Here is a 23,196-nt window from a genome sequence, read left to right on the forward strand (position 1 = left end):
CGGTTGGCTTAGTATCTGCGTATGCACGTAGACAAGCAGCCATGCGGGCTCGATCCGGAGTCGGAGTACGTCGAACTTGCGGTCGAGGTCTTTGCGATGCTCGCCGATGCGACCCGGGTGAAGATCATCCTGGCGCTCCGGAACGCCGAGGAGATGTCCGTGAACCACCTGGCCGACGTCGTCGACAAGAGTCCGGCGGCAGTGTCGCAGCACCTCGCCAAGCTGCGGCTCGCGCGGATGGTGTCGACCCGTCGCGAGGGCACGACGGTCTTCTACCGCCTGACCGACGAGCACGCGTCGGGGCTGGTGATCGACGCGGTGAAGCAGGCCGAGCACGTCGTGGGGGCCGCACCGCACCACCGCGGGGAGCAGGTCGGCGCGTGACCGACCACGACCACGACGGGCACCAGCACGATCACGACCACCCGCACGCGCACGGCGGCGTGCGGGGCTTCCTCCACCATCTCGTCGTCCCACACACGCACGACTCCGCCGACTCGATCGACGACGCCATGGAGGCGAGCTCGGCCGGTGTCCGCGCGCTCAAGATCAGTCTCTTCGTGCTCCTCGGCACGACGATCCTGCAGGCCGTGCTGGTCGCCTTCACCGGCTCGATCGCCCTGCTGGCGGACACCATCCACAACTTCGCGGACGCGCTGACCGCCGTACCACTCTGGATCGCGTTCGTCCTGGGGCGGCGGGTCGCGACCCGCCGGATGACGTACGGGTACGGCCGCGCCGAGGACCTCGCCGGCATGTTCATCGTCTTCGTCGTGGCGCTCTCGGCCGTGGTGGCCGGGTGGCAGGCGATCGACCGGTTCGTCCACCCTCGCCCGGTCGAGGCGCCCTGGCTGCTCGTCGCCGCGGGCCTGATCGGCTTCGCCGGCAACGAGATCGTCGCGATCTACCGGATCCGGGTCGGCCAGCGGATCGGTTCGGCGGCACTCGTGGCCGACGGCGTGCACGCCCGGCTCGACGGCTTCACCTCGCTGTCGGTGGTCCTCGGTGCGATCGGCGTGATGCTCGGCTTCCCACTCGCCGACCCGGTCATCGGCCTGCTCATCTCGATCTCGATCCTGGTGCTGCTCTGGGGCACGGTGCAGTCGATCGGTACGCGGCTGAAGGACGCCATCGACCCGGCGCTCGTCGAACGTGCCGAGCACGTCCTCGAGCACACCGAAGGCGTGCACGGGGTCCGCGACCTCCGTCTCCGGTGGATCGGGCACCGGCTGACCGGATCGGCAACGGTCGAGGTGACGACGACGGATCTGCAGGCCGCCACGCACGTCGCCGACGAGGCCGCGGAACACGTCCGGCAGACGATCGGGAACCTCGACACGTTCAGCGTGACCCCGACCCGTCAGGCGTGATGCTGCGCGATCGATGACACGCCCGAGCACACTGTAGCCATGCCGGCGTACCGTCGCCCGGACCACCACCACGGACGATCGGGAGAACGCATGAGCTCGCACACGACCAGCACCGCATCGGTCAGCGCCAAGACCCTGCTCCGCATCGCACTCGGAGCCGTGCTCGTCTCGCACGGGTCCCAGAAGCTCTTCGGCGCGTTCGGCGGCGGCGGCATCGACGGCACCGCCCAGGGCATGCACGCGATGGGGTTCCGCCCCGGCCGACGGAGCGCCGTCCTGGCCGGTCTCGGCGAGGCCGGCTCAGGAGCGGCCCTGGCTCTGGGGCTCGCCACCCCGATCGCCGGCGCGGGTGCCGCGACGACGATGGGCGTCGCATCGAGCGTGCACACCCCGAACGGCTTCTTCAACGCGGACGGCGGCTTCGAGTTCCCGGCGTTCCTCGGCTTCTCGGCGGCGATGTTCGCGCTCGGCGGCCCCGGTCCGGTGTCGCTCGACCACGCCATGCGGCACGCGTTCGATCGCCCGTGGCTGCGGGCGGTCGCCCTCGCGGCGATCCCGGTCGCGATCGCGGTCCAGGTCGCGCAGCGTCGGAAGGAGCTCGCGTCCGACGCGGCGGCGTCCGAAGACGCGTAGACCAATAGACGGGAGGCCCGGTGCCAGCTGGCAGCGGGCCTCCCGTCCGGCGGTCGTCACGCCGTCACCCCGCGGTGTCGCTGAGCACGTCGGTGACGTCACGCAGGGCTGATGCCGCCCAACCGTGCCTCTTCGGCGTCGTAGCCGGCGCGGACCTGGCGCAGCACGAGGTCGTCGATCTCGTCCGCGTCACGGAGCCGCAGCAGGGTCGCGGCCTTGTGCTGCACGAGGGCGAGCTCGAGGGCGACGGCGGTGTCGTGCCGTTGCACGGCGGGGTGCTCGTCGTCGTCCTCCTCACGCGCCTGGATGACGTCGAGGTGCGCCTCGTAGTCCTTCCGCACGCGCTCGACCGTGGCGCGGTCGGCGCCGGACGACCGGGCGAGCCGGGGGAGCGCATCGAGTGCCTCCTCGATCGCGGTCCGCTCGGCGAAGCGGCGTTCCTCGCCGACCGACTCGTCCTCGGGCAGGGCCGCACGGCGCAGGACGGCCGGCAGCACGAGGGCCTGCCCGACGATCGTGACGACGACCACGCCTGCCGTCACGAAGACGATGAGGTCGCGGTCGGGGAAGTCCGCTCCGGACTCGAGCACACGGGGCACGGCGACGGCCATCGCGAGCGAGACCGCGCCACGGAACCCCGCGAAGCCGCTGACGAGCCGGTCGCGGTGCCCCTCGCGCGGTCCGCCACCGGTCTTCCGGGTGACGAGCCACACGGTGCCCCCGGCGGCGTTGAGGAAGGCGAACCGCACGACGACGAGCACCACCGCGACGGCGAGCACGATCCCGCCGGCGCGCAGGAGCTCGGCGGGTTCGAGGGCCCGGGCCGCGACCATCGCCTCGATGCCGACCAGGACGAACAGTGCGCCGTTGAGCAGGAAGGTCAGGAACGACCAGAACGCCCGGACCTGCTGCCGGGTCTCGGCGCGGTCGAGCTTCGGGCCGACCTGGCTGACGACGATCCCGGCCGCCACCACCGCGAGCACGCCGGAGGCACCGATCGCCTCGGCCGCCAGGAACGCACCGAACGGCACGAGGAGCGTGACGAGGTTCTCGAGCACCACGGTGTCGACCCGGCGCAGCACGAGCGTGCCGACCCACGCGGCGGCGAGTCCGGCGGCGACCCCGCCCACGTACGACAGGACGAGCATGCCGGACACGCCCCAGAAGGTGAGCTCCTGGGTGCCGACCGTGACGGCGACGGCGATGCCGTAGACGACGAGGGTCGTGCCGTCGTTGACCAGGCTCTCGGCACGCAGGACCGTGACGTTCCGGCGGGGCAGCATCTTCGTGAGCACGCCGACAGCGGTGGCGTCGGTCGGGGCCACGGCGGCGCCGAGCACCCACGCCGGACCCCAGGGCAGGCCGAGCAGGTGGAGCAGCACGGCGACGGCGCCGGCTGTGACGACCACGAGCAGAGTGCCCATCAGGACGATGCCGCGCAGGTTCTTCCGGATCTCGCGGAGCGACGTCGTCAGGCTCTCCCAGTACAGGAGCGCCGGCAGGAACAGCAACAGGACGGCGTCGGCCGGCAGCTCGACGTCCGCGAACTGCGGGACGAACGCCAGGGCTGCCCCGAAGACGAGCAGCAGCACCGGTGGGGCCACCCGGATCCGGTCCGCGATCCCCGCCGTCAGCGCGATGGCGAGGCCGAGGACGACCACCAGTTCAGGACCCAGCACGTGCACTCCTCGTTCGACCGACGCTCCAGTCAACGCGGAGTGCCCGTGGAAGCTTCCAGATGCGTGCTCACACGGGGTTCGGGCGCCGCGCCAGCCGCCGCCACCACGCACGCCACGGCAACGACGTCGCGAGCGCCAGACCGATCACGACGCTGCCGAACCACGCGACGATGCCGCCGGGGATCGGCACGAGCAGGCTCGTCCACAGCAGCACCGCGAGCACCCCGAGCACGTACGCCGCCCCGGCCTTCAGGTACCGCAGCCGCTTCAGTCCGGCGGCCTCGTCCAGCCGCGAGGTCAACCGCGCCAGGAACACCGCCCCGACCCCGATCGCCGCCACCGCGACCGCCGTCTGTTCGAGTGCCCCGAGCCCGTCCGCGCCGAGTGCACCGGACCCGGACAGGCTGTACACCCCGTCGAGGATCTCGAACAGCATGAACACGACGAGTCCGCGTTCGAACACCACGGTCGACGCGTACGCGTGGATCCGCCAGGCGCCGCGGCCGACCCCGATCGACGCGGTGTCCGACCCGACCCCGTCGAGCGCCCAGGCGGCGACACGCTTTGACCCGAGGTAGGCGGCGAGCCCCGCGGCCCCACCGAGCACGGCCGGCAGCACGGCACCCGGCGACCACGCGCGGTCGAGACCGACGAGCACGACCGTGACGGCGACCCCTGTCGCAGCGGTGACCAGGGACCAGGCGCGAGGACGCGCGACGGCGGCGAGCCGGGCCTCCAGGCGGCCCAGCCAGGACCTGCGCGACGCACGGTCCGTGTTGAACAGGTACTCGGCGAACACGAGCCAGATGAACGCGGCGCCGAAGGCGGCGAGGCCCGGGCGTACCTCGGCGAGGTGCGCCGAGAACGATCCGGGGGCGAAGACGGCCTCCTGCACGGAGCTCGCCGGGTCGGTCGCGTCACCGACCGCGACCGCCGCCGGCGGCAGGAGCAGGCGCATCGCGAGCACGCCCGCGACGATCCCGAGCGACAGGAACAGCCGGCGGGCGGGGGAGTGCAGTCGTCCGGCGATGCCCGCCATCGGCACCGACGAGTCGGCGGCCATCGCGATCTCGAGGAACGCGAGCGCGACGAACGCGAGGGCGGCGGCGGGGCCGAGGACGACCCAGGCCGCCGCGGCGGCGGCCGCGGTGATGAACAGGGGGACGGTCAAGAGCGATCTCGTGGCCATCACCCCATCCAGTACCCGTCGCCTGGGTGGGTGGTGGAGCGCTCCTGCGCATCAGCCTGGAGGCGCGGGTCGATCCGCGCAGAACGGGTGACGGCCCGTCCCCACTTGCGGGGACGGGCCGTCAGGTCACGCGGGCAGGCGGTCGCCTCAGTCGTGGAACGTCTCGATGGAGGCGCCCAGCGAGTTCAGACGCTCCTGCAGCTGCTCGTAGCCGCGGGCGATGATGCCCACGTTGCGCAGGACGCTCTCGCCCTTCGCCGCGAGCATCGCCAGCAGGATGACCACCGCGGGGCGGAGGGCCGGCGGGCAGCTGATCTCGGCACCGGAGAAGTGCGTCGGGCCGGTGACGTCGAGGCGGTGCGGGTCGCGCAGGGTGACGCTCGCGCCGAGGCGGGTCAGGTCGAGCAGGTGGATCGCCCGGCCCTCGTACACCCAGTCGTGCACGAGCGTGGTGCCCTCGGCCATGGCGGCGATGACGACGAAGAACGGCAGGTTGTCGATGTTCAGCCCGGGGAACGGCATCGCGTGGATCTTGTCGATCGGAGCGTGCAGCTCGGACGGGTGCACGGTGATGTCGACCAGGCGGGTGCGGCCGTTGGCGGCCGGGTACTCGTCGGTGACGTCGAACCGCAGCCCCATCTCGGCCAGGGTCGCGAGCTCGATCTCGAGGAACTCGATCGGCGCACGCGTGACCGTCAGCGTGGAGTCGGTGACGATGCCAGCGGTCAGCAGGCTCATCGCCTCGACCGGGTCCTCGCTCGGCCAGTAGTCCACGACCTCGTCGATGCGGCTCTTGCCGGTGATGCGGAGCGTCGTCGTGCCGATGCCCTCGATCTGCACCCCGAGCAGCTCGAGGAAGAAGCAGAGGTCCTGCACCATGTAGTTGGGGCTGGCGTTCCGGATCACGGTCTCGCCGTCGCGGGCGGCCGCGGCCAGGATCGCGTTCTCGGTGACGGTGTCGCCGCGCTCCGTGAGGACGACGGACTTCGTGGGGACGTCCTGGTTCGCGACGCCGACCTCGTACCAGCCGGAGGTCGCCTCGACGTCGACGCCGAAGGGCCGCAGGGCGATGAGGTGCGGTTCGACCGTACGGGTGCCGAGGTCGCAGCCACCGGCGTACGGGAGCCGGAAGGACTCGTACCGGCCGCTGAGCGGACCGAGGAACATCAGCACGCTGCGGGTGCGGCGGGCCGCGTCGGCGTCGATCGCGTCGAGGCGCAGGTCGGACGGGGCGACGATCTCGAGGGTCTCGCCGTCCTCGGACCACGTGACGCTCGCGCCGAGGCTGCGGAGCACGTCGATGATGCGGTCGACCTCGACGATCCGGGCGACCTTGTGCAGCCGGGTGACGCCGCGGTTGAGCAGCGAGGCGCAGAGCAGCGCGACGGCGGCGTTCTTGCTCGAGTTGACGGCGATGGACCCGCTGAGCTTCCGGCCGCCCTGCACGCGCAGGTGGGCACGCTGCGGTGCGCCGCCGATCGAGACGATCTGCTGGTCGAGGGCGTCGCTGATGCGGGTGAGCATCTCGAGGGACAGGTTCTGCCCACCCTGTTCGATGCGGTTGATCGCGCTCTGGCTGGTGCCGACCCGTTCGGCGAGTTGCGCCTGGGTCATGCTGCGGCCCTTGCGGGCGCCCCGGATGAGGGCACCGACCTCGCGGAGGGGTGCTGCGGTCGCCGAGGATGCCGGCGGGACGACGGTGGTGGTGTCGGTCATGGCGCCAACGTAACACGCTCATGAGATAAACCGACCGAAGAACGAGAGTCGTCGCGTGTTTGGAGGTCTCGAATACGTCACAGCTGAGAATTCGGGGGACGAAGACGCTCAGGGATCGGTCAGTGTCGCGCGCACGATCGAGTCGCCGGAGTGCGCCGGGTCGCCGTCGTCCGCCACTGGCAGTTCAGGCCGTGGACCACCCGAGGTCATCGCCGTTGAACTCCCACGCCGTGGCTTCGGTGGTGTCGACGACGGGCTGCGGATCGCGGAGCCAGACAGTGGTGTCCGGCGTCCACCCGGCGATGACACTCGCCGTGTCCGGCCCGACCGGGATCGCCGTCCCCGCGCCGCGGAGCCACGCTCGCACCGTGAGGTGGACGGCGTCGTACTCCTCGGCCACGCCCGACCAGTCCGGCGTCACCCACGCACCGTCGCGGCCGGTCGTCCAGTACCAGTCGTGGCGCCGGGTCGTCCCACTGACGTCGACGGACCACCGCCGGCAGAGGTCGCCCCAGCCCTCGGCGTCGTCGATCACCAGGACACGCGCGTCGGGCGACGGGTCGACAGGGGCGACGGTGGCGCGCTCCCACCCGAGGTCGTCCTCGACGGCCCAGAGCCCGATCGGCCCGAGTACACCGAGCGTGGCCGTCGTCGCGACGAGTCCGGACGGCGCGGTGGACCACCAGGACCCGCCGACGTTCGACGCCGCCGGTCGACGGCGGTCGCGCGCACGCACCGCCGCGAGTTCGGCTTCGAGCGCTCCTCGCCAGGTGACGAGCGCCCGCGCCGCCTGGTCGGGAGCGTCCGCGCTTCCAGGGTGCTCGCCGTGCTCGTCATCGAAATCGACGCTCCACTGCCGCTGGCTCTGCGGCGCGTCGATGAGCCGCGCAACCGCCGGCGTCGAAGCCCACACGTCCGCCAGACGGGCGACAACCGGGGCGAGGTCCGGTTGTGCGACGAGGACGTCCCGCGCGTCCGGCTCCTGCCAGTACATCGCCGACGAAGCCGTCTGAGCGAGGGCGTGCGCCACGTGCGCGAGCCCGACCCTGCGCGGCTCCGACGCCTCGACGGCCGCTTCCACTGCACGAGCGAGCTCCGCGGCCGACGGCGGGGGCTCGGGACGGTCGGCGCCGGGACCGAACAACGAGATCGAACCACCACGGTCGCGCTCCACGTGGTAGTCCGCCCAGAAGAAGGCGAGGTGCAGGGCTTCGCCGACGTCGGATTCCTCGTCGAGCACCTGGAGGAGGAGTTCCGTGCAGAAGCGCCGCCCGCGGGGTCCGACGAGCAGGTCCGAGGCACTGATCACCGTCCCAGGCTAGTGACCGCGTCTAACGCTCCGGCCCCACCCGCCGATAGACCTCCGTGCAAGCCCACGGACGGGCGGCATCCCGCCCCACGGACGGCGGCGGGACGATCGAGAACCAGGACGGGCCATGATCGTCGTCACACGACTCAACGACAGCGCATTCGCTGTCAACCCCGACCTCGTGGAGCGCATCCACGAGACGCCGGACACGACGCTCATCATGGTCGACGGGGCGAAGTACATCGTCCGCGAGTCCATGGCCGACGTCATCGACCTGATCGCCGCCTACCGTGCCCGCATCGTCGGGATGGCGTACGGCACCGACCTGCCGACCACACGGAACGCCACCGGCCCGCAGCCGACGCTCGCCGCCGTCGCACCCCTCCGCACGCAGGACGGGGGCCGCTGACGTGGACATCGCAACGATCATCGGCATCCTGCTCGCCTTCGGCGCCCTGTTCGGCATGGTCGAGATGGAACACGTCGAGCTCGGCGGACTGTTCCTGCCCGCACCGATGCTGCTCGTGTTCGGCGCCACCATCGGCTGCGGCATCGCGAGCACCACGCTGAAGGACGCCATCGCCAGCTTCAAGGCCGTGCCGAAGGCGTTCACCGGCAAGGTCACCCCGCCGCAGTCGGTCATCGACGACGTCGTTGGCCTGGCCGAGACGGCGCGCTCGAACGGTCTGCTCGCCCTCGAGCAAGAGGCCGACAAGCACGACGACCCCTTCATGAAGAAAGCGCTGCAGAACATCGCGGACGGCACCGACGGCGACGAGCTGCGGATCCTGCTCGAGGACGAGATCGAGTCGAACGCGGCCCCGACGCGCAGCGCGAGTGCGTTCTTCATGGGCCTCGGCGGGTTCGCCCCGACGGTGGGCATCATCGGCACCGTCGTGTCCCTGACGCACGTGCTCGCGAACCTTGGCAAGCCCGACGAGCTCGGTCCGCTCATCGCGAGCGCGTTCGTCGCGACCCTGTGGGGCCTGCTGACGGCGAACTTCATGTGGCTGCCGATCGGCGGGAAGCTCCGGAAGCTCGCGCAGCTCGAGTCGGACCGGCAGACCCTGCTGATGGAGGGCCTGCTCGCGGTCCAGGCCGGCAGCCAGCCCCGCCTGCTCGGTGAACGCCTCAAGGCGATGGTGCCGCCCGCAGCGCGCACCGACACCTCGAAGAGCAAGGCCAGCAAGAACAAGCAGGATGCCGACGCCGACGACCAGCAGCTGGCGGCCTGACGATGAGCGCCAACCCCCGAGGGCGCGGCCGCGGTCGTGCGAAGAAGGGCCACGACGAGGCCGAGCACCCCGACGAGCGCTGGATGGCGTCCTACATGGACATGATCACGGTGCTGATGTGCATGTTCCTGGTGCTGTTCGCCATGTCGACGGTCGACCAGGAGAAGTACATCGCCCTGAAGAACTCGCTCGCGACGGGCTTCGGCGAGGTGAAGTCGCAGAAGGTCGACACCGCCAGCGGCACGGTCGTCACGAAGGACCAGGTCGAGGACGGCTCCGGGTACTCGACCGACAAGTCGCAGGCCGACCACTCGACGGCGTCGTCCGGCACGAAGGACACCAACGTCGACCCCGCGTCGACCGTGGTGCCGGTGACCGCGAGCAAGCAGGACCTGGCCGATGCGAAGAAGGAGCTCGACGACCTGACCGCGATCGAGAGCGCGATCAAGGCGAACCTGGCGAAGGCGGGCCAGACCGCGAACGTGCAGTTCACCGTCGACGCCCGCGGCCTGATCGTCCGGCTGGTCGGCAGCGAGACCTACTTCGGCACGAACAGCGCGGACCTGTCCGACCAGGCCCGGCGGATCATGGACGCGATCGCTCCGGTGCTCAAGACGAGCCACCACGACGTCAGCGTCGAGGGGCACGCGGACCAGCGGAACTCGACGGCGCCGTACGCCACCAACTGGGAACTCAGCGCGGCGCGTGCAACCGGGGTGCTGCGCGACCTGGTCGAGCGCGGCGGGATGCCGGGCGACCACGTGCAGAGCGTCGGCTTCGGGTCGAGCCGGCCGCTCGCGAAGGGTGGTACGGACCAGGACCTCGCCCTGAACCGACGGGTCGACATCGTGGTGCTGTCGAACGCCGACCAGGACGTCAGCGCCCTGATGCCGGCGCTCGCGAAGGCACAGGACGGAGCACGACAGGGCTGACGGGCGATCGACCGCACGACAGGACCCCGCCTCCCCAGTACGGGGTACAGCACTGACGGGTGCCGTACAGGCGACCGATAGACGCACCCGTGACCGAGACCCTGCCAGCGCCCGAGGTGTACGACTTCGCGCGCCCGTCGACGCTCGCCCGCGAGCACGCCCGGGTCCTCGAGCTCGCGTTCGAGACGTTCGCGCGGCAGTGGGGCACGCAGCTCACCGCGAAGGTCCGCGCCGTCAGCCAGGTCACCTGCGAGCAGGTGCAGATGGTGACGTACGACGAGTACGCCGCCTCACTGCCCGCGCTCACCGGCATGGTGCTGCTCCCGATCGCGGACACGACCCCGAAGGGCGTGCTGCAGGTCCCGCTCGACGCCGCCCTGACCTGGGTGTCGCACGCGCTCGGCGCCTCGAAGCCGCTGCCGACGCCGGAGCGCACCTTCACGCCCATCGAGCAGGCGCTGGTCCGCAAGATCGTCGAGGACGCCCTCGACGACCTCCGCTACTCGTTCGGCGGGTTGCTGGCCCGTGACGTGACGGTCGGCGGGTTCCAGTTCAACTCGCAGTTCGCCCAGGCCGCGCAGAAGGGCGACCTGATGATCGTCGCCGCGTTCTCGATCCGCGTCGGCGACCGCGTCGCCCCCGGCACGCTCGCACTGCCCGCCGAGGCCGTGCTGCCGCAGCTCGGCGAAGCCGCTGCGCAGGTGTCACCAGCCGACGCCCAGGCCCTGCTCGACGCGCAGCTCGCGGGGGTCCCCGTCGGGGTCAGCCTGCGCTTCGCCCCGGCGACGGTCCTGCCGACGCAGGTGCTCCGGCTCGCCGTCGGCGACGTCCTGCCGCTGCCGCACCCGCAGCACCGCCCCCTCACCATCGCGGTCGACGGCGAACCCGTCGGCACCGCCGCCGTCGGCGCGAACGGCTCGCGCCTCGCCGGGATCGTCGTCACCACCACCTCTGCCGCCACGAGCTCGGAGCAGCACGCATGAACGCCACGACCACCCTCCAGACCACTGCGGCCGAGTCGGTCGCGGCGCAGCTCCCGACGGCCGTCCCGCTGGGTGCGGTGCTGTTGCCGGGAGGCGCGACCCCCGTCGTGCTCGAAGCGGCGGCCGACGCCGTGGTCGCGTCCTTCGTCGGCGGCCTGTCGGCCGATCTGGCGCTGGTGCTCACCGACCTCGAGAGCGTGGTCGCCGCCGGCGGCGCCGACCACGGCATCGTGGCGGTGACCGACGTGCTGCGGCCGTCCCTGGAGGCCGGTGCGTCCGTCCTCGGCGTCGGGGTGCTCGGCGAGGCGAGCCGTGGCTCTGCGACCGCGCTGCTGGCCGACCCGGACACCGTGGTGTTCGAGCTGTCCGCCGGTGGTGTGCCGAGCGGCTGGTTCGGCATCCGGGTCCGCGAACACGGCACCGTCTCGGCCTCGACCGTCGCGAACGTGCCGGCCGGCAACCTCGGCCGCATCAACAACGTCGAGATGACCCTGACCGTCGAGATCGGCCGCACCCGCATGTCGGTCCGCGACGTGCTCGGCATGGAACCCGGCGCCGTCGTCGAGCTCGACCGCAGTGCCGGTGCCCCCGCCGACGTCCTGCTGAACGGCCGACTCATCGCGCACGGCGAGGTCGTCGTGGTCGACCAGGACTACGCCGTGCGGATCACCCGGATCCTCGACGTCGCCGAATCCCTCTGAGCCCCGCGTGGACACCGTCCTGATCACCCTCCGCGTCGCGCTGTCGCTCGGCGTCGTGCTCGCCCTCATGTGGGTGCTGCACCGCGCGAGCCGGAAGCGCTTCGTGGGCAAGACCTCCGGTCGCCGCGCGGCGACCGTCGAGGTCGTCGGCCGCCAGAACCTCGGCGGCAAGGCGAGCGTCGTCGTGGTCGACGTCGAGGGGGAGCGCCTGGTGCTCGGGGTCTCGGAGCAGGGCGTCAGCCTGCTCACGAGCGGGCAGGCGCCCGCTCCTGAGCTCACCATCGTGACCGGACCCGTGCAGCTGCCCGTGCGTCCCGCCCCGTCGGCCGACGCGTTCGGTCAGGAACTGGCGCTGCAGACGGAGGCAACCGAGAGCCTCCCGGCCGATGCGGCGACGCCGCTGCCGATGCGCCCGCGCAACCGTCGTCCGCAGCGCACCGCGCTGCCCACCACGCAGCAGCTGCAGGGCTCGATCCTGTCGGTCGACACCTGGCGGCAGGCCGCCGCGGCACTGCGGAACCGGCGCGCCGGGTGACCGCGGTCCGCTCGGCACGTGTCCTGGCCCTCGTCCTGCTCGGGCTGGCGGTCGTCGCCGGCTTCCTGATGCTCACCGCGACCGGCGCGCACGCCGCCGGTGTCGTCGAACCGACGGCTCCCACGACGCCGACCGCTCCCGCGACCGGTGACTTCAGCGTCAGCGTGAACGGTCCGGACGGCACCCCGTCGTCGGCCGTCGTGACGCTCATCGGCATCACGCTGCTCAGCGTCGCCCCGGCGCTCATGCTCATGATGACGTCGTTCACGAAGATCTTCGTCGTCCTCGCGATGACCCGGAACGCCCTAGGCCTGCAGTCGATCCCGCCGAACCAGGTGATCGCGGGCCTGGCGCTGTTCCTGTCGCTGTTCGTGATGGCGCCGGTGCTCGGCCACATCAACGACGACGCCCTGCAGCCCTACCTGGCCGGGCACCTGGACTTCAACCAGGCCGTCGAGATCGGCACGAAGCCATTGCGGACCTTCATGCTCCACCAGACCCGCGACGAGGACGTCGCCCTGATCACCCGCGCCGCCGGGCTCGACAACCCGAAGTCGATGGCCGACGTGCCGATGACGACCGTGATCCCGGCGTTCATCATCTCGGAGCTCCGCAGCGCCTTCATCATCGGGTTCGTCATCTTCATCCCGTTCCTGGTGATCGACCTCGTCGTCTCCGCGGCGCTCATGTCGATGGGCATGATGATGCTCCCGCCGGTCATGATCTCGCTGCCGTTCAAGATCCTGCTCTTCGTGCTGGTCGACGGCTGGGGCCTCATCATCACGTCGCTCATCGAGAGCTACCACGTTGTCTAGGGGGCACGCATGAACCAGCAGGCCGTCATCGACCTGGTCCTCCAGGCGCTCCTGGTGGCGGGCAAGCTCGCCGCTCCGGTGCTCGTCACGTCGCTCGTCGTCGGGTTCGCGATCTCGCTGTTCCAGTCCGTGACCCAGATCCAAGAGGTCACGCTCTCGTTCGTGCCCAAGGCCGTTGCGGTCGCGATCGCCCTGGTCGTCTGCGGCAACTGGATGATCTCCGAGATGGTGGCGTTCACGCACGTCGCCTTCGACATGATCCCGAAGCTCCTCGGCAGCGGCTGATGGAACTCAGCGTCGACGCCGACCGTCTGGAGGCGACCATGCTCGCGGGCGTCCGGCTCGTGGCGTTCTTCGTCATCGCGCCGCCGTTCTCGTACCGGGCGTTCCCCGGCACGGTGAAGGTGATCCTCGGGCTCGGCCTGGCGATCGGCGTCGCGCCGCGCGTCGCCGTCGGGTACGAGTCGCTCGACACCGGGCCGTTCCTGCTCGCGCTGCTCACCCAGCTCGTCGTCGGGCTGTCGCTCGGGTTCCTGGTGTTCCTGGTGTTCGCCGCGGTGCAGTCCGCCGGTGCGCTCATCGACCTGTTCGGCGGGTTCACCCTGGCGCAGGCGTTCGACCCGCAGTCGCAGGTCAACGGGGCCCAGTTCACCCGGCTGTTCCAGATGGCGGCGCTCGCGCTCCTGTTCACCTCCGGCGGGTACCAGCTCATCGTCGGCGGACTCGTTCGGTCCTTCGACGCCGTGCCGCTCACCGGCACGTTCGAGGTCGACGGTCTGGCGCACCTGCTCGTGGCGGCGATGTCGCAGATGTTCCTCGCGACGCTGCAGATCGCCGGACCCCTGGTGGTCGTGCTGTTCCTGGCGGACGTCGGCCTCGGCCTGCTCACCCGTGTCGCCCCGGCGCTCAACGCGTTCCAGATGGGCTTCCCGATCAAGATCGGGCTCACCGTCCTGTTCGCCGGGGCGCTCTTCATGGCCCTGCCCTCGGTGGTGTCGTCGTTGACCGGCGACGCCGTCCAGGCGATCACGGGACGGGGGTGATGCCCCGTGTCCGACAGTGGTGAGAAGTCCGAGAAGGCCACCCAGAAGCGCATGGAAGAGGTCCACCGGAAGGGCCAGCTCGGCCGGTCCCAGGACCTCGGCGCGTGGATCGGCATCGCGGTCGTCGCGCTCATGGTGCCGTCGATGATCGGCAACGCGGCAGCCGCCGGCACCGCGCAGCTCGTCGCCGTGCAGTCCGTCATCACGAACCCGACCATCGGCACGATGAACCACGTGTTCGGCGAGGCGATGGCCAGCGTCGGCGCGACCCTCGGCCCGATGCTCGCGGTGGTGCTCGTCGCGGTCACCGCCGCCGCCGTCGCCCAGGGCGGGGTGCACCTCCGGAAGCTCGCGCCCGAGGCGTCGCACTTCGACCCGATCGCGGGCCTGAAGCGCGTGTTCGGTGTGCAGGCGCTCTGGAACGGCGCGAAGGCCCTGCTGAAGACCGCGGTCGTCGGGCTCGTGCTCTGGTTCGCGGTGCAGGGTCTGATGCCCGTGCTCATGACGAGCGGTTCGCTGCCGCTGTCGGCCGTGCTCGAGGCGGCCGCGGACGGCGCGGGCACCCTGCTCCGCGCCGCCATCGTCGCAGGACTCGTGCTCGCCGCGATCGACGTGCTCGTGGTCATCCGCCGGAACCGCAAGCGCACGATGATGACCAAGCGCGAGGTCAAGGACGAGCACAAGAAGAGCGACGGCGACCCGCTCGTCAAGGGGCAGCGCCGGTCCCGCCAGCTCGCGATGAGCCGCAACCGGATGATCGCGTCCGTGGGCACGGCGGACGTCGTCATGACGAACCCGACCCACTACGCCGTCGCGCTCAAGTACGAGCCGGGCAAGGCCGCGCCCCGGGTGGTCGCGAAGGGCGCCGGACCGGTCGCCGATGTCATCCGTGCCCGAGCGGAAGAGGGCCGCGTGCCGATCGTCCGCGACGTCCCGCTCACCCGAGCGCTGCACGCCGCGTGCGAGCTCGGCCACGAGATCCCCGTCGACCTGTACACGCCGGTGGCCCGGGTGCTGTCGTTCGTGATGGCACTGAAGGCCCGCGGCGCAGCGGCCGGCACCCACGCACCGCCGAGACCAACCACGCCCGACGAGGTCGCGAGCGTCATCGACCCGGCCACGTTGACCGGTGACCTCCGCCCCCGCAAGCTCCGCGCACCGCGCCTCGCCGAGACCCCGACCGAAGGACTCCCCGCATGAACCGCAAGGACCTGCCGAAGCTCGTCGTCCCGGTGTTCATCGTCGGCATCATCCTGCTGCTGATCCTGCCGGTGCCGTCGTTCCTGCTCGACTTCCTGATCATCATCAACATCCTGCTGGCGCTGGTGATCCTGCTCACGACGCTGTTCGTGAAGAAGCCGCTCGACTTCTCGGTGTTCCCGTCGCTGCTGCTCGTCGCGACGCTGTTCCGCCTCGGCCTGAACGTCGCGTCGACGCGGCTCGTGCTCGGCGAGGGCTTCGCCGGCGACGTCATCCAGGCGTTCGGCCACGTCGCCGTGTCCGGGTCGATCATCATCGGCGCGGTGATCTTCCTGATCCTCATCGTGATCCAGTTCGTCGTCGTGACGAAGGGCGCCGAGCGCGTGGCCGAGGTCGGTGCCCGCTTCACCCTCGACGCCATGCCCGGCAAGCAGATGGCGATCGACGCCGACCTGAACGCCGGACTCATCACCGACCAGCAGGCGAAGGACCGCCGTGCCGCGGTGTCGGCCGAGGCCGACTTCTACGGCGCGATGGACGGTGCCTCGAAGTTCGTCAAGGGCGACGCGATCGCCGGCATCCTGATCATCATCATCAACCTGGTCGGCGGCATCGCGATCGGCATGCTGCAGAACGGGCTCTCCGCCACCGACGCCCTGTCGAAGTACGGCATCCTGACCATCGGCGACGGTCTCGTCACGCAGATCCCGGCCCTGCTGATGGCGGTTTCCACCGGCATGATCGTGACCCGCTCCGGCGCGGAGTCCGAGATGGGTGCGTCCGCCGCCACCCAGCTGTCGCAGTCGCGCAACGCCCTGATGATCGCCGGCGTCGCCGCCGTCGCGATGGGGTTCATCCCCGGCATGCCGATCCTGCCCTTCCTGCTCGTCGGTGCGACGCTGCTGTTCACCGCGTGGCGCATCGGCCGGAACGCCGCGAACGCCGAGTCGGCCGCCGCCGAGCAGCAGGCCCTCGAAGCCGCCGCCCCGTCCGGCGACACCCCTGAGGACCTCATCGAGCAGATGCGCGTCCACGCCCTCGAGATCCTGCTCGCCCCCGACCTGGTCGACATGGTGTCCGGTGCCTCCGACGACCTGCTCGGCCGCGTCCGTGCCCTTCGCCGGAAGATCGCCGTCGACATGGGCATCGTCGTGCCGCCGGTGCGGACCCGCGACAGCATCGACCTGCCGCCGTCGACCTACGCCATCCGGATCGCCGGCGTCGAGGCCGGCCGCGGCACCGCCCCGGCACGCAGCGTCCTGGCCCTCGGCGACCACCTGGACGGCCTGCCCGGCACCTCGACCATCGAGCCGGTGTTCGGCCTGACCGGCAAGTGGGTGCCCGCCGAGCTCCGGCACGCCGCCGAGATGACCGGCGCGACCGTGATCGACCGGGTCTCGGTGCTCGTCACGCACCTGCAGGCGGTCATCGGCGACAACGCCGCGCGCCTGCTCACCCGCGAGGACGTCAAGGTCCTGACCGAGGGCGTCAAGCAGGTCAACCCGGCCGCCGTCGAGGAACTCGTCCCCAGCATGCTGTCGATGGCCGAGCTCCAGCGCGTGCTGCAGGGGCTGCTCGCCGAGCGCGTGCCGATCAACGACCTCGGCCGGATCTGCGAGGCACTCACCCTCCGCGCCAAGGCGTCCACCGACCCCGAGGGCCTGGTCGAGGCCGCTCGCGCCGCCCTCGGTCCCGCCCTCGCAGCCCGGTACACCGACCAGGGCACCCTGCGCGTCATCATGATCGACCCGCTGCTCGAGCAGTCGATGCTCGAGGGCCTTCGACCGTCCGAGCAGGGCAGCCAGATCATGCTCGACGCACACCGCATCGAGCAGGTGCTGGGCTCCGTCCGCGACGCCGTGCGCTCCGTGGAGGACCAGGGCCTGTCCGCCGTGCTCGTCTGCGCCCCGCAGCTCCGCCCGGCCGTGCACCGCATGGTCGCAGCCCAGTCGAACGGACTCCCGGTGCTGTCATACCAGGAGGCCACCGCCGCTGGATCCACCATCGAGACCGTGGGAGTGGTCCGTGCCGCCGACCCGATTGCAGCGTAACGGCGCCACGCTCGACGAGGTCCGCGACGCCGTCCGGACCGAGTTCGGCGCGGGCGCCCGCATCGTCGCCGCCGAGCGGGTCACCACGCCCGGCATCGGCGGCCTGTTCCGCAAGGCGCACGTCGAGGCCACCGTCGAGGTGCCGGAACCGGGGGAGACCCCGACCGCGCGCGTCGTGATCGCGGACTCGCCCGTCCAGCGGATCGGGATCGCGGCGCTGCTCGCCGACGCCGAGGAGGCCGAGGCCCGCATCGCCGGCAGCGACCGCACCCAGGCCACCCGTGCCGACGCGTTCGCGTCGGTGCTCGACGGCTTCGTGGCGGACGGGATCACGGGGAGCGCCCCGCGCCCGACGCGCGCGCTGCCGGAGTCGGACGCGTCTGCGGACGTCGACCCGCGCCTCCAGGCCGTCACCGAGACCCTGCCAGGAGGCCCGGCCACCGCTCCCGACACCGTGTCCGGTCGGCGCGTGGCCCGCTCCACGGCACCGGCGCTGCGGTCCGCCCCTGCCGCGGTGCGCGCTGCGCGTCCGTCCGTGCGGTCCGCCGACGGCGACCTGGTCCTGCTGGTGGGCCGGCCGAACGACGTCGACGCGGCTGCCGGGCTGTTCGCGGTGCGGTACGCGCTGCGGCCGACGGACGCGGCCGACCGACGGTCCGCGATCCTCGCGCGTGCCGACGGCGTCCGCGACGGGCACGCCGTGCTCGCCGTGGCCGCGTGGGACGACCGGGCGACCGGCGACGGCGTCGAGGCCGACCAGGTGTGGGTCGTCGTGGACGTGGGACGGAAGCCCGAGGACTCCGCGGCCATGGTGGCCGCGGTGGCCGGACGGCTGCCGGTGGCCGGCGTCGTCGCGATCGGTGCGGGCGAGACCGCCACGCCGGAGTCCGTCGACCTGCTGGGGCTCCCTGTCGTGTCGCTAGGCTGAGCGGGTGCTGGTACTCACGCGGAAGGTCGGCGAGCGGATCCTCGTCGGTGACGACATCGTCATCACGGTCCTCGACGCCCGGGGCGACGGGGTCCGGATCGGCATCGACGCACCGCGCGGTGTGAAGATCCAGCGCGAAGAGGTCGTGCGCGCGGTCGCCGAGGCGAACGCCGAGGCCGCTGCTGCCGCCGGCGCCTCCGGTGCTTCCGGAGACGACGCCGAGGCGCGGTTGCGTGCGGCGCTCGGTGGGTCCGCGGCGCTCGGTGGGTCCGCCCAGCGGACGGACCCGACCGAGTAGTCGCTACCGGCGGGGCTTCTTCTCCTGCTCGGGCAGTCGGCCGGCTGCCGCTTCGGCGGCGAACCACGCACGCGCCTCGTCCTGGCGGGCCTGCTCCTCACCGAGAGCGATCGGCGCACGGACGTGGCCGGGCTCGTAACCGAACGTCTCGATGAGCTGCGGGACGACCGGACGGAGCCGGGCGACCAGGCGGTCGATGTAGGCCGACACCGCGCGGCCACGCTGCGCCGTGAGTCGCCCGTGCAGCAGGTGCCAGTCGAGGTGCTGCTCGAGCAGTCCCAGCGCGAACAGGTCGCGGAGCCAGACGAGCACCCGACGCGTGTCGCCCTCCGGAACGGCCTCGAGCGCCTCGGTGAACGCGTCCCACTGCATGAGCTCGGCGTGTGCCCGTGCAGCCTCGATGAGCTCGTGCTGGGACCGGTTCAGCAGGACGGCCTGGCGGGCGCGGTCCTTGCCAGCGGTGTTCAGCCGGAGCCCGATCTCGGTGACCATGCTGTCCACCCGACCCGCGAGCAGTGCGCGCTGCGTCGCGGGGTCCTGCAGGTCGGTGACGCTCGCGGCGAGCGAGCCCCGGTCCGCGACGGTCTGCCCGAGACGACGGATGCCCGAGGCATCAGCCAGCTTCGCGCCCACCTGGGCGGCGACGAACTTCGCGGTGGACGCCGGGTCGCGCGGCGCCTGCTTCCGGAAGTCGGTGAGCAGCCGCTTGCCGACGAGCTGCAGCAGGACGGTGTTGTCGCCCTCGAACGTCACGTAGACGTCGAGGTCGGCGCGCAGGCTCGTCAGACGGTTCTCGGCGAGGAAGCCCGCGCCGCCGCAGGCCTCGCGGCACTCCTGCAGGGTGTCGAGCGCGGACCACGTCGACAGTGACTTGAACGCGGCGGCCTGGGTCTCCAGGTCCTCGCGGCGCTCCGGGGTGTCGGCGCGCCCGCTGAAGACGTCGTCGAACGTGCGGAGCAGCTGCTCATGGGCGAACGACTGCGCGAACACCGTCGCCAGCCGCGGGATGAGTCGGCGCTGGTGCCGGCCGTAGTCGAGCAGGACGCCCTCGACCCCGCCGGACGTCGGGAACTGCCGACGCTGCATGGCGTAGGTCAGGGCGATCTGCAGCCCGATCTTCTGCGCGACGACCGCGGCGCCGTCAAGCGAGACGCGGCCCTGCACCAGGGTGCCGAGCATCGTGAAGAACCGGCGTCCGGGGGAGTCGATCGGTGAGCTGTAGGTGCCGTCCTCGGCGACGTCGCCGTACCGGTTCAGCAGGTTCGTGCGGGGGACCCGTACGTGGTCGAAGTGCAGCCGGCCGTTGTCGATGCCGTTCAGGCCGCCCTTGACGCCGTCGTCCTCGCCGCCGACACCGGGCAGGAACGCACCGTCGTCGTCGCGGAGCGGCACGTAGAACGCGTGCACCCCGTGGTCGACGCCCTGGGTCACGAGCTTCGCGAACACGACGGCGGCCTTGCCGTGCAGGGCAGCGTTGCCGATGTAGTCCTTCCACGCCCCGCGGAACGGCGTGTGCACGACGAACTCCTGCGTCGCCTGGTCGTAGGTCGCCGACGTCGCGATGTTCTGCACGTCCGACCCGTGGCCGGTCTCGGTCATCGCGAAGCACCCCGGTACGTCGAACCCGATGATGCCCGGCAGGAACTCCTCGTGGTTCCGCGCGGTGCCGAGGTGGTGCACTGCGGAGCCGAACAGGCCCCACTGCACGCCCGCCTTGATCTGCAGTGAGGGGTCGGCGGTGGTGATCTCCTCGAACGCCGCCAGGTTGCCGCCGTGGTTGTCCTGGCCGCCGAGCTCGGGCGGGTACGGGCGCTGGATCGCTCCGGCGTCGACGAGGATCTGCAGCTGCTCGAACGCGCGGGCGCGGTGCTCGATGGTGCCGAGCCCCTCGGTCTTGTGCAGCGCGGGGTCGAGCACGAGTCGGCGGGAGATCCGTCGGTCCTCGGCCCAGCGGCCGAGCAGCATCGTCTCGACCAGGTCCACGTCGATGCGGAGGTCGGTGTGCTTGCTCGCGTTCTTGCCCGGGTTCCCGCTGGCATTCTTGCTCGGGTTCTCGCTGGCGTTCTTGCTCGCCTTCTCGCCGGCGTCGTGCTTCGCCGTGGGCATGCCGGTGTGCTGCGCGGATGCGGTGTCGACCATGGTCGGAGTCCTCCTGAACTGCGGTGTCCGGTGTTGCCTTCCCCACGCTAGACACCGCCGCCGACAGCCAGACGAACGCGGTGTGGCTCGGACAACCGGCGGTCCGTCCGTGGGGGTCTGGCCGTGGGAACCCTCCAAGTGGCGCGACCGTCGGATTTGTTGAGCACCCATCGACGATTGGGCGCGCCACCGGCCCGCGGGGCAGACTGGCCGACATGTCAGGCTCCACCACGGGACACGATCCCAAGCCCCAACGCACCTTCTTCGGACAGCCGTTCGAACTGTCGACACCGTTCGCGGTGGAGCTCTGGGAGCGGTTCTCGTTCTACGGGATGCAGGGCATCGTCCTCATCTACATGTACTACACGGTCTCGCAGGGCGGACTGGGGATCGACAAGGGCGTCGCCGCCGGGATCATGGGGGCCTACGGCGGCGCCGTGTACCTGTTCACGATCATCGGCGCGTGGATCGCCGACCGACTGCTCGGCGCCGACCGCACGCTGTTCGGCAGCGCGATCGTCGTCATGCTCGGCCACATCGCCCTGGCGCTCATCCCCGGGGTGGGCGGCGTCGGTGTCGGCCTGGTGCTGATCGCGCTCGGGTCCGGCGGGCTCAAGGCGACCGCCACCACCATCGTCGGCGGACTCTACGCCCGCGACGACCCCCGCCGTGACGCCGGGTTCTCGCTGTACTACCTCGGCGTGAACCTCGGCGCGTTCTTCGGGCCGCTCCTGACCGGCCTGCTGCAGAGCTCCCTCGGCTTCCACTTCGGCTTCGGGCTCGCCGCCGTCGGCATGGCAGCCGGCCTGGTGCAGTACGCCATCCGTCGGAAGAACCTCCCAGACACGGTCCGCCACGTCACGAACCCGGTGGACCGCCGACGCCTGCCGCTGATCGGGGTCGCGGTCGTCGTCGCCCTGGTCGTGATCGCGGTCGCCGTCCTGACAGGCCTGCTGAACGTCGGCAACCTGCCGACCGTCGTCGTCGCGATCGTCATCGTCGCCACCATCGGCTACTTCGTCGTCATCCTGACCAGCGGCATCACCGCCCAGGAACGCTCGCGCGTCCTCGCGTTCATCCCGCTGTTCATCGGCAGCGCGGTGTTCTGGTCGCTCTACCAGCAGCAGTTCACGGTGGTCACGGTCTACTCGGACGAGCGCCTGAACAGGTCGCTGTTCGGATGGGAGATGCCGGTGTCGTGGGTGCAGTCCATCAACCCGGTCTTCATCATCGTGCTGTCCGGGGTCTTCGCGGCGCTCTGGACCAAGCTCGGCGACCGCCAGCCGTCCACCCCGACGAAGTTCGCGCTCGGCACGGGCATCATGGGCGTCGCCTTCCTGCTCTTCCTGCCCTTCGTCGGCTCCGGGCAGAACGGCACGCCGCTGCTCGCCCTGGTCGGCATCCTGCTCGTCTTCACGCTCGCCGAACTCCTGCTGTCGCCCGTCGGGCAGTCCGTCGCGACGAAGCTCGCCCCACCGAAGTTCCAGACGCAGATGGTCGCGCTGTTCTTCCTGTCGGTGTCGCTCGGAACCGCCGTCACCGGGGTGCTGTCGCAGTACTACGACCCCGCGCACGAGGCGCCGTACTTCACGATCCTCGGGCTCGTCGCCGTGGCGGTCGGCGTCGCGCTGCTCGTCCTGGCCAAGCCGGTCTTGCGGCTCATGCGCGGTATCCGCTGATCCGTCGCGTCATCCGCTAGCCTGGGGGAAGCCACACGGCCGAAGCAACCAAGGAGTCACCCCATGCTCGAACTCATCGCCGGCATCATCATCGGCATCGGCGTCCTCGGTGGTGTGGGCTGCTGCATGGCAGTGGCCGCCATGATGAAGAGCGGCTCCGAAGAGTACTGAGCCGCTCACCGGCTGGCCGGCTGACTACTCGCCGCTGCCGGTCGTGATCGGCACCAACTGACGACTCAGGACGGTCGCGCGCTCGAAGGGGCCGCGGCCGTCCTTCGTGTACACGGGCTCCTCGAACGCCACGGTCCACGACAGGGGCTCGCCGACGCCGGGGTACCCGACGATCTGGTTGCCACCGGGAGCCACGATCACCCCGATCGGCTCGTCCGCCCACTGCTCACCGCCCTGCGCGGAGTCGATGACCTGCACGAGCGCACCGATGCCGAGGCCTGGGGCGTCGTCGGGGCGGGGCTTGGGGGAGCGGCGTCCGAACACGCCATCACCGTAGCGTGCTCGCCGATCAGCCCGCTCCGTCCTCCGCTCCCAGGTTCCGAGGTTCCGAGGTTCCACGACATGCCGCGTGCGTGCCGTCGAGGTTCCATGACATGCCGCGTGCGTGCTGCCCGGGTTCCACGGATGCCCGCAGGGGCGCCCGAGGTTCCGAGATCTTGGAACCTCGGGCGTCGGACGTGGCGCGGACGGCGGGGCCGGGCTCGCACGGCCCGGGCGACGCCGAGGTTCCATGACATGCCGCCTGTGTG

23 protein-coding genes are annotated in these 23,196 nt (G+C 71.1%); 17 read left to right on the forward strand and 6 right to left on the reverse strand.

Annotated elements, in window-relative coordinates; all coding sequences use genetic code 11:
• Positions 1 to 21: 21 nt before the first annotated feature.
• The 3 genes from ITJ59_RS05040 (at position 22) to ITJ59_RS05050 (ending at position 2,003) form a co-directional block, all read left to right on the forward strand.
• On the forward strand, positions 22 to 384 hold the full coding sequence (locus tag ITJ59_RS05040) for an ArsR/SmtB family transcription factor (RefSeq protein WP_194650036.1): 363 nt from the start codon (positions 22 to 24) through the stop codon (positions 382 to 384).
• A complete protein-coding gene (locus tag ITJ59_RS05045; RefSeq protein WP_194650037.1) occupies positions 381 to 1,370 on the forward strand; it encodes a cation diffusion facilitator family transporter in 990 nt (329 codons plus the stop codon). Before ITJ59_RS05040 ends, ITJ59_RS05045 begins: the two co-directional genes overlap by 4 nt.
• 90 nt (positions 1,371 to 1,460) lie before the next feature.
• A complete protein-coding gene (locus ITJ59_RS05050) occupies positions 1,461 to 2,003 on the forward strand; it encodes a DoxX family protein (protein ID WP_194650038.1) in 543 nt (180 codons plus the stop codon).
• Positions 2,004 to 2,101: 98 nt separating this feature from the next.
• On the opposite strand, the gene ITJ59_RS05055 is transcribed toward ITJ59_RS05050, so the two are convergent.
• From ITJ59_RS05055 to ITJ59_RS05070, 4 genes are all read right to left on the reverse strand, one after another.
• Positions 2,102 to 3,682 (reverse strand): Na+/H+ antiporter, encoded by a 1,581-nt coding sequence (locus tag ITJ59_RS05055; RefSeq protein WP_323749404.1) that lies wholly within the window; start codon positions 3,680 to 3,682, stop codon positions 2,102 to 2,104.
• Positions 3,683 to 3,749: 67 nt separating this feature from the next.
• Positions 3,750 to 4,871: a DUF475 domain-containing protein gene (locus ITJ59_RS05060; protein WP_194650040.1), complete on the reverse strand. Its 1,122-nt coding sequence runs from the start codon at positions 4,869 to 4,871 to the stop codon at positions 3,750 to 3,752.
• A gap of 147 nt (positions 4,872 to 5,018) precedes the next feature.
• Positions 5,019 to 6,587 carry a helix-turn-helix domain-containing protein gene (locus ITJ59_RS05065; RefSeq protein WP_194650041.1) on the reverse strand — a complete coding sequence of 523 codons (1,569 nt, stop codon included), beginning with the start codon at positions 6,585 to 6,587 and terminating at the stop codon, positions 5,019 to 5,021.
• A gap of 184 nt (positions 6,588 to 6,771) precedes the next feature.
• A complete protein-coding gene (locus ITJ59_RS05070; protein WP_194650042.1) occupies positions 6,772 to 7,896 on the reverse strand; it encodes a hypothetical protein in 1,125 nt (374 codons plus the stop codon).
• Between the two features lie 127 nt (positions 7,897 to 8,023).
• Between ITJ59_RS05070 and ITJ59_RS05075 the strand changes: the two genes are divergently transcribed.
• The 13 genes from ITJ59_RS05075 (at position 8,024) to csrA (ending at position 18,617) form a co-directional block, all read left to right on the forward strand.
• Positions 8,024 to 8,305, forward strand: a complete 282-nt coding sequence (locus ITJ59_RS05075) for a flagellar FlbD family protein (protein WP_194650043.1) — start codon at positions 8,024 to 8,026, stop codon at positions 8,303 to 8,305.
• A 1-nt stretch (position 8,306) separates the two neighbouring features.
• Positions 8,307 to 9,131: a motility protein A gene (locus tag ITJ59_RS05080; protein WP_194650044.1), complete on the forward strand. Its 825-nt coding sequence runs from the start codon at positions 8,307 to 8,309 to the stop codon at positions 9,129 to 9,131.
• A 2-nt stretch (positions 9,132 to 9,133) separates the two neighbouring features.
• Positions 9,134 to 10,063: an OmpA/MotB family protein gene (locus ITJ59_RS05085; RefSeq protein ID WP_194650045.1), complete on the forward strand. Its 930-nt coding sequence runs from the start codon at positions 9,134 to 9,136 to the stop codon at positions 10,061 to 10,063.
• An 89-nt stretch (positions 10,064 to 10,152) separates the two neighbouring features.
• The gene (locus ITJ59_RS05090) at positions 10,153 to 11,046 is read left to right on the forward strand and encodes a flagellar motor switch protein FliM (RefSeq protein WP_194650046.1); all 894 of its coding nucleotides are present in this window, start codon (positions 10,153 to 10,155) and stop codon (positions 11,044 to 11,046) included.
• Entirely contained in the window at positions 11,043 to 11,747 is a 705-nt protein-coding gene (gene fliN, locus ITJ59_RS05095) for a flagellar motor switch protein FliN (protein WP_194650047.1), read from the forward strand. Before ITJ59_RS05090 ends, fliN begins: the two co-directional genes overlap by 4 nt.
• A 7-nt stretch (positions 11,748 to 11,754) precedes the next feature.
• A complete protein-coding gene (locus ITJ59_RS05100; protein ID WP_194650048.1) occupies positions 11,755 to 12,282 on the forward strand; it encodes a FliO/MopB family protein in 528 nt (175 codons plus the stop codon).
• Complete coding sequence (gene fliP, locus ITJ59_RS05105; protein ID WP_194650049.1) at positions 12,279 to 13,097, forward strand: flagellar type III secretion system pore protein FliP; 819 nt, start codon at positions 12,279 to 12,281, stop codon at positions 13,095 to 13,097. Before ITJ59_RS05100 ends, fliP begins: the two co-directional genes overlap by 4 nt.
• 9 nt (positions 13,098 to 13,106) lie before the next feature.
• The gene (fliQ, locus tag ITJ59_RS05110) at positions 13,107 to 13,382 is read left to right on the forward strand and encodes a flagellar biosynthesis protein FliQ (protein WP_111084131.1); all 276 of its coding nucleotides are present in this window, start codon (positions 13,107 to 13,109) and stop codon (positions 13,380 to 13,382) included.
• A complete protein-coding gene (locus ITJ59_RS05115; protein WP_194650050.1) occupies positions 13,382 to 14,140 on the forward strand; it encodes a flagellar biosynthetic protein FliR in 759 nt (252 codons plus the stop codon). Before fliQ ends, ITJ59_RS05115 begins: the two co-directional genes overlap by 1 nt.
• A gap of 6 nt (positions 14,141 to 14,146) precedes the next feature.
• Entirely contained in the window at positions 14,147 to 15,340 is a 1,194-nt protein-coding gene (locus tag ITJ59_RS05120) for an EscU/YscU/HrcU family type III secretion system export apparatus switch protein (RefSeq protein WP_194650051.1), read from the forward strand.
• Positions 15,337 to 17,391 (forward strand): flagellar biosynthesis protein FlhA, encoded by a 2,055-nt coding sequence (locus ITJ59_RS05125; RefSeq protein ID WP_194650052.1) that lies wholly within the window; start codon positions 15,337 to 15,339, stop codon positions 17,389 to 17,391. The genes ITJ59_RS05120 and ITJ59_RS05125 overlap by 4 nt, the downstream gene beginning before the upstream one ends.
• The gene (locus tag ITJ59_RS05130; RefSeq protein ID WP_194650053.1) at positions 17,366 to 18,319 is read left to right on the forward strand and encodes a hypothetical protein; all 954 of its coding nucleotides are present in this window, start codon (positions 17,366 to 17,368) and stop codon (positions 18,317 to 18,319) included. The genes ITJ59_RS05125 and ITJ59_RS05130 overlap by 26 nt, the downstream gene beginning before the upstream one ends.
• A 4-nt stretch (positions 18,320 to 18,323) precedes the next feature.
• Positions 18,324 to 18,617, forward strand: a complete 294-nt coding sequence (gene csrA, locus ITJ59_RS05135) for a carbon storage regulator CsrA (protein ID WP_194650054.1) — start codon at positions 18,324 to 18,326, stop codon at positions 18,615 to 18,617.
• Between the two features lie 3 nt (positions 18,618 to 18,620).
• Here the strand turns inward: csrA and ITJ59_RS05140 are convergent, their stop codons facing one another.
• Positions 18,621 to 20,756 (reverse strand): acyl-CoA dehydrogenase, encoded by a 2,136-nt coding sequence (locus ITJ59_RS05140; protein ID WP_194650055.1) that lies wholly within the window; start codon positions 20,754 to 20,756, stop codon positions 18,621 to 18,623.
• Positions 20,757 to 20,971: 215 nt separating this feature from the next.
• On the opposite strand from ITJ59_RS05140, the gene ITJ59_RS05145 reads away from it, so the two are divergent.
• Positions 20,972 to 22,435, forward strand: a complete 1,464-nt coding sequence (locus tag ITJ59_RS05145) for a peptide MFS transporter (RefSeq protein WP_194650056.1) — start codon at positions 20,972 to 20,974, stop codon at positions 22,433 to 22,435.
• A gap of 195 nt (positions 22,436 to 22,630) precedes the next feature.
• Here ITJ59_RS05145 and ITJ59_RS05150 read toward each other — a convergent pair whose 3' ends face one another.
• The gene (locus ITJ59_RS05150; protein ID WP_194650057.1) at positions 22,631 to 22,930 is read right to left on the reverse strand and encodes a hypothetical protein; all 300 of its coding nucleotides are present in this window, start codon (positions 22,928 to 22,930) and stop codon (positions 22,631 to 22,633) included.
• Between the last annotated feature and the right edge of the window lie 266 nt (positions 22,931 to 23,196).

Origin of the sequence: Curtobacterium sp. VKM Ac-1393, assembly GCF_015350995.1 — a bacterium.
Classification (GTDB): Bacteria; Actinomycetota; Actinomycetes; order Actinomycetales; family Microbacteriaceae; genus Curtobacterium.

Coding starts and splice junctions, on each gene's coding strand:
- ITJ59_RS05040 (WP_194650036.1), top strand. CDS start 22: ATGCACGTAGACAAGCAGCCATGCGGGCTCGATCCGGAGTCGGAGTAC.
- ITJ59_RS05050 (WP_194650038.1), top strand. CDS start 1,461: ATGAGCTCGCACACGACCAGCACCGCATCGGTCAGCGCCAAGACCCTG.
- ITJ59_RS05060 (WP_194650040.1), bottom strand. CDS start 4,871: ATGGCCACGAGATCGCTCTTGACCGTCCCCCTGTTCATCACCGCGGCC.
- ITJ59_RS05065 (WP_194650041.1), bottom strand. CDS start 6,587: ATGACCGACACCACCACCGTCGTCCCGCCGGCATCCTCGGCGACCGCA.
- ITJ59_RS05075 (WP_194650043.1), top strand. CDS start 8,024: ATGATCGTCGTCACACGACTCAACGACAGCGCATTCGCTGTCAACCCC.
- ITJ59_RS05085 (WP_194650045.1), top strand. CDS start 9,134: ATGAGCGCCAACCCCCGAGGGCGCGGCCGCGGTCGTGCGAAGAAGGGC.
- fliN (WP_194650047.1), top strand. CDS start 11,043: ATGAACGCCACGACCACCCTCCAGACCACTGCGGCCGAGTCGGTCGCG.
- fliQ (WP_111084131.1), top strand. CDS start 13,107: ATGAACCAGCAGGCCGTCATCGACCTGGTCCTCCAGGCGCTCCTGGTG.
- ITJ59_RS05115 (WP_194650050.1), top strand. CDS start 13,382: ATGGAACTCAGCGTCGACGCCGACCGTCTGGAGGCGACCATGCTCGCG.
- ITJ59_RS05125 (WP_194650052.1), top strand. CDS start 15,337: ATGAACCGCAAGGACCTGCCGAAGCTCGTCGTCCCGGTGTTCATCGTC.
- ITJ59_RS05140 (WP_194650055.1), bottom strand. CDS start 20,756: ATGGTCGACACCGCATCCGCGCAGCACACCGGCATGCCCACGGCGAAG.
- ITJ59_RS05145 (WP_194650056.1), top strand. CDS start 20,972: ATGTCAGGCTCCACCACGGGACACGATCCCAAGCCCCAACGCACCTTC.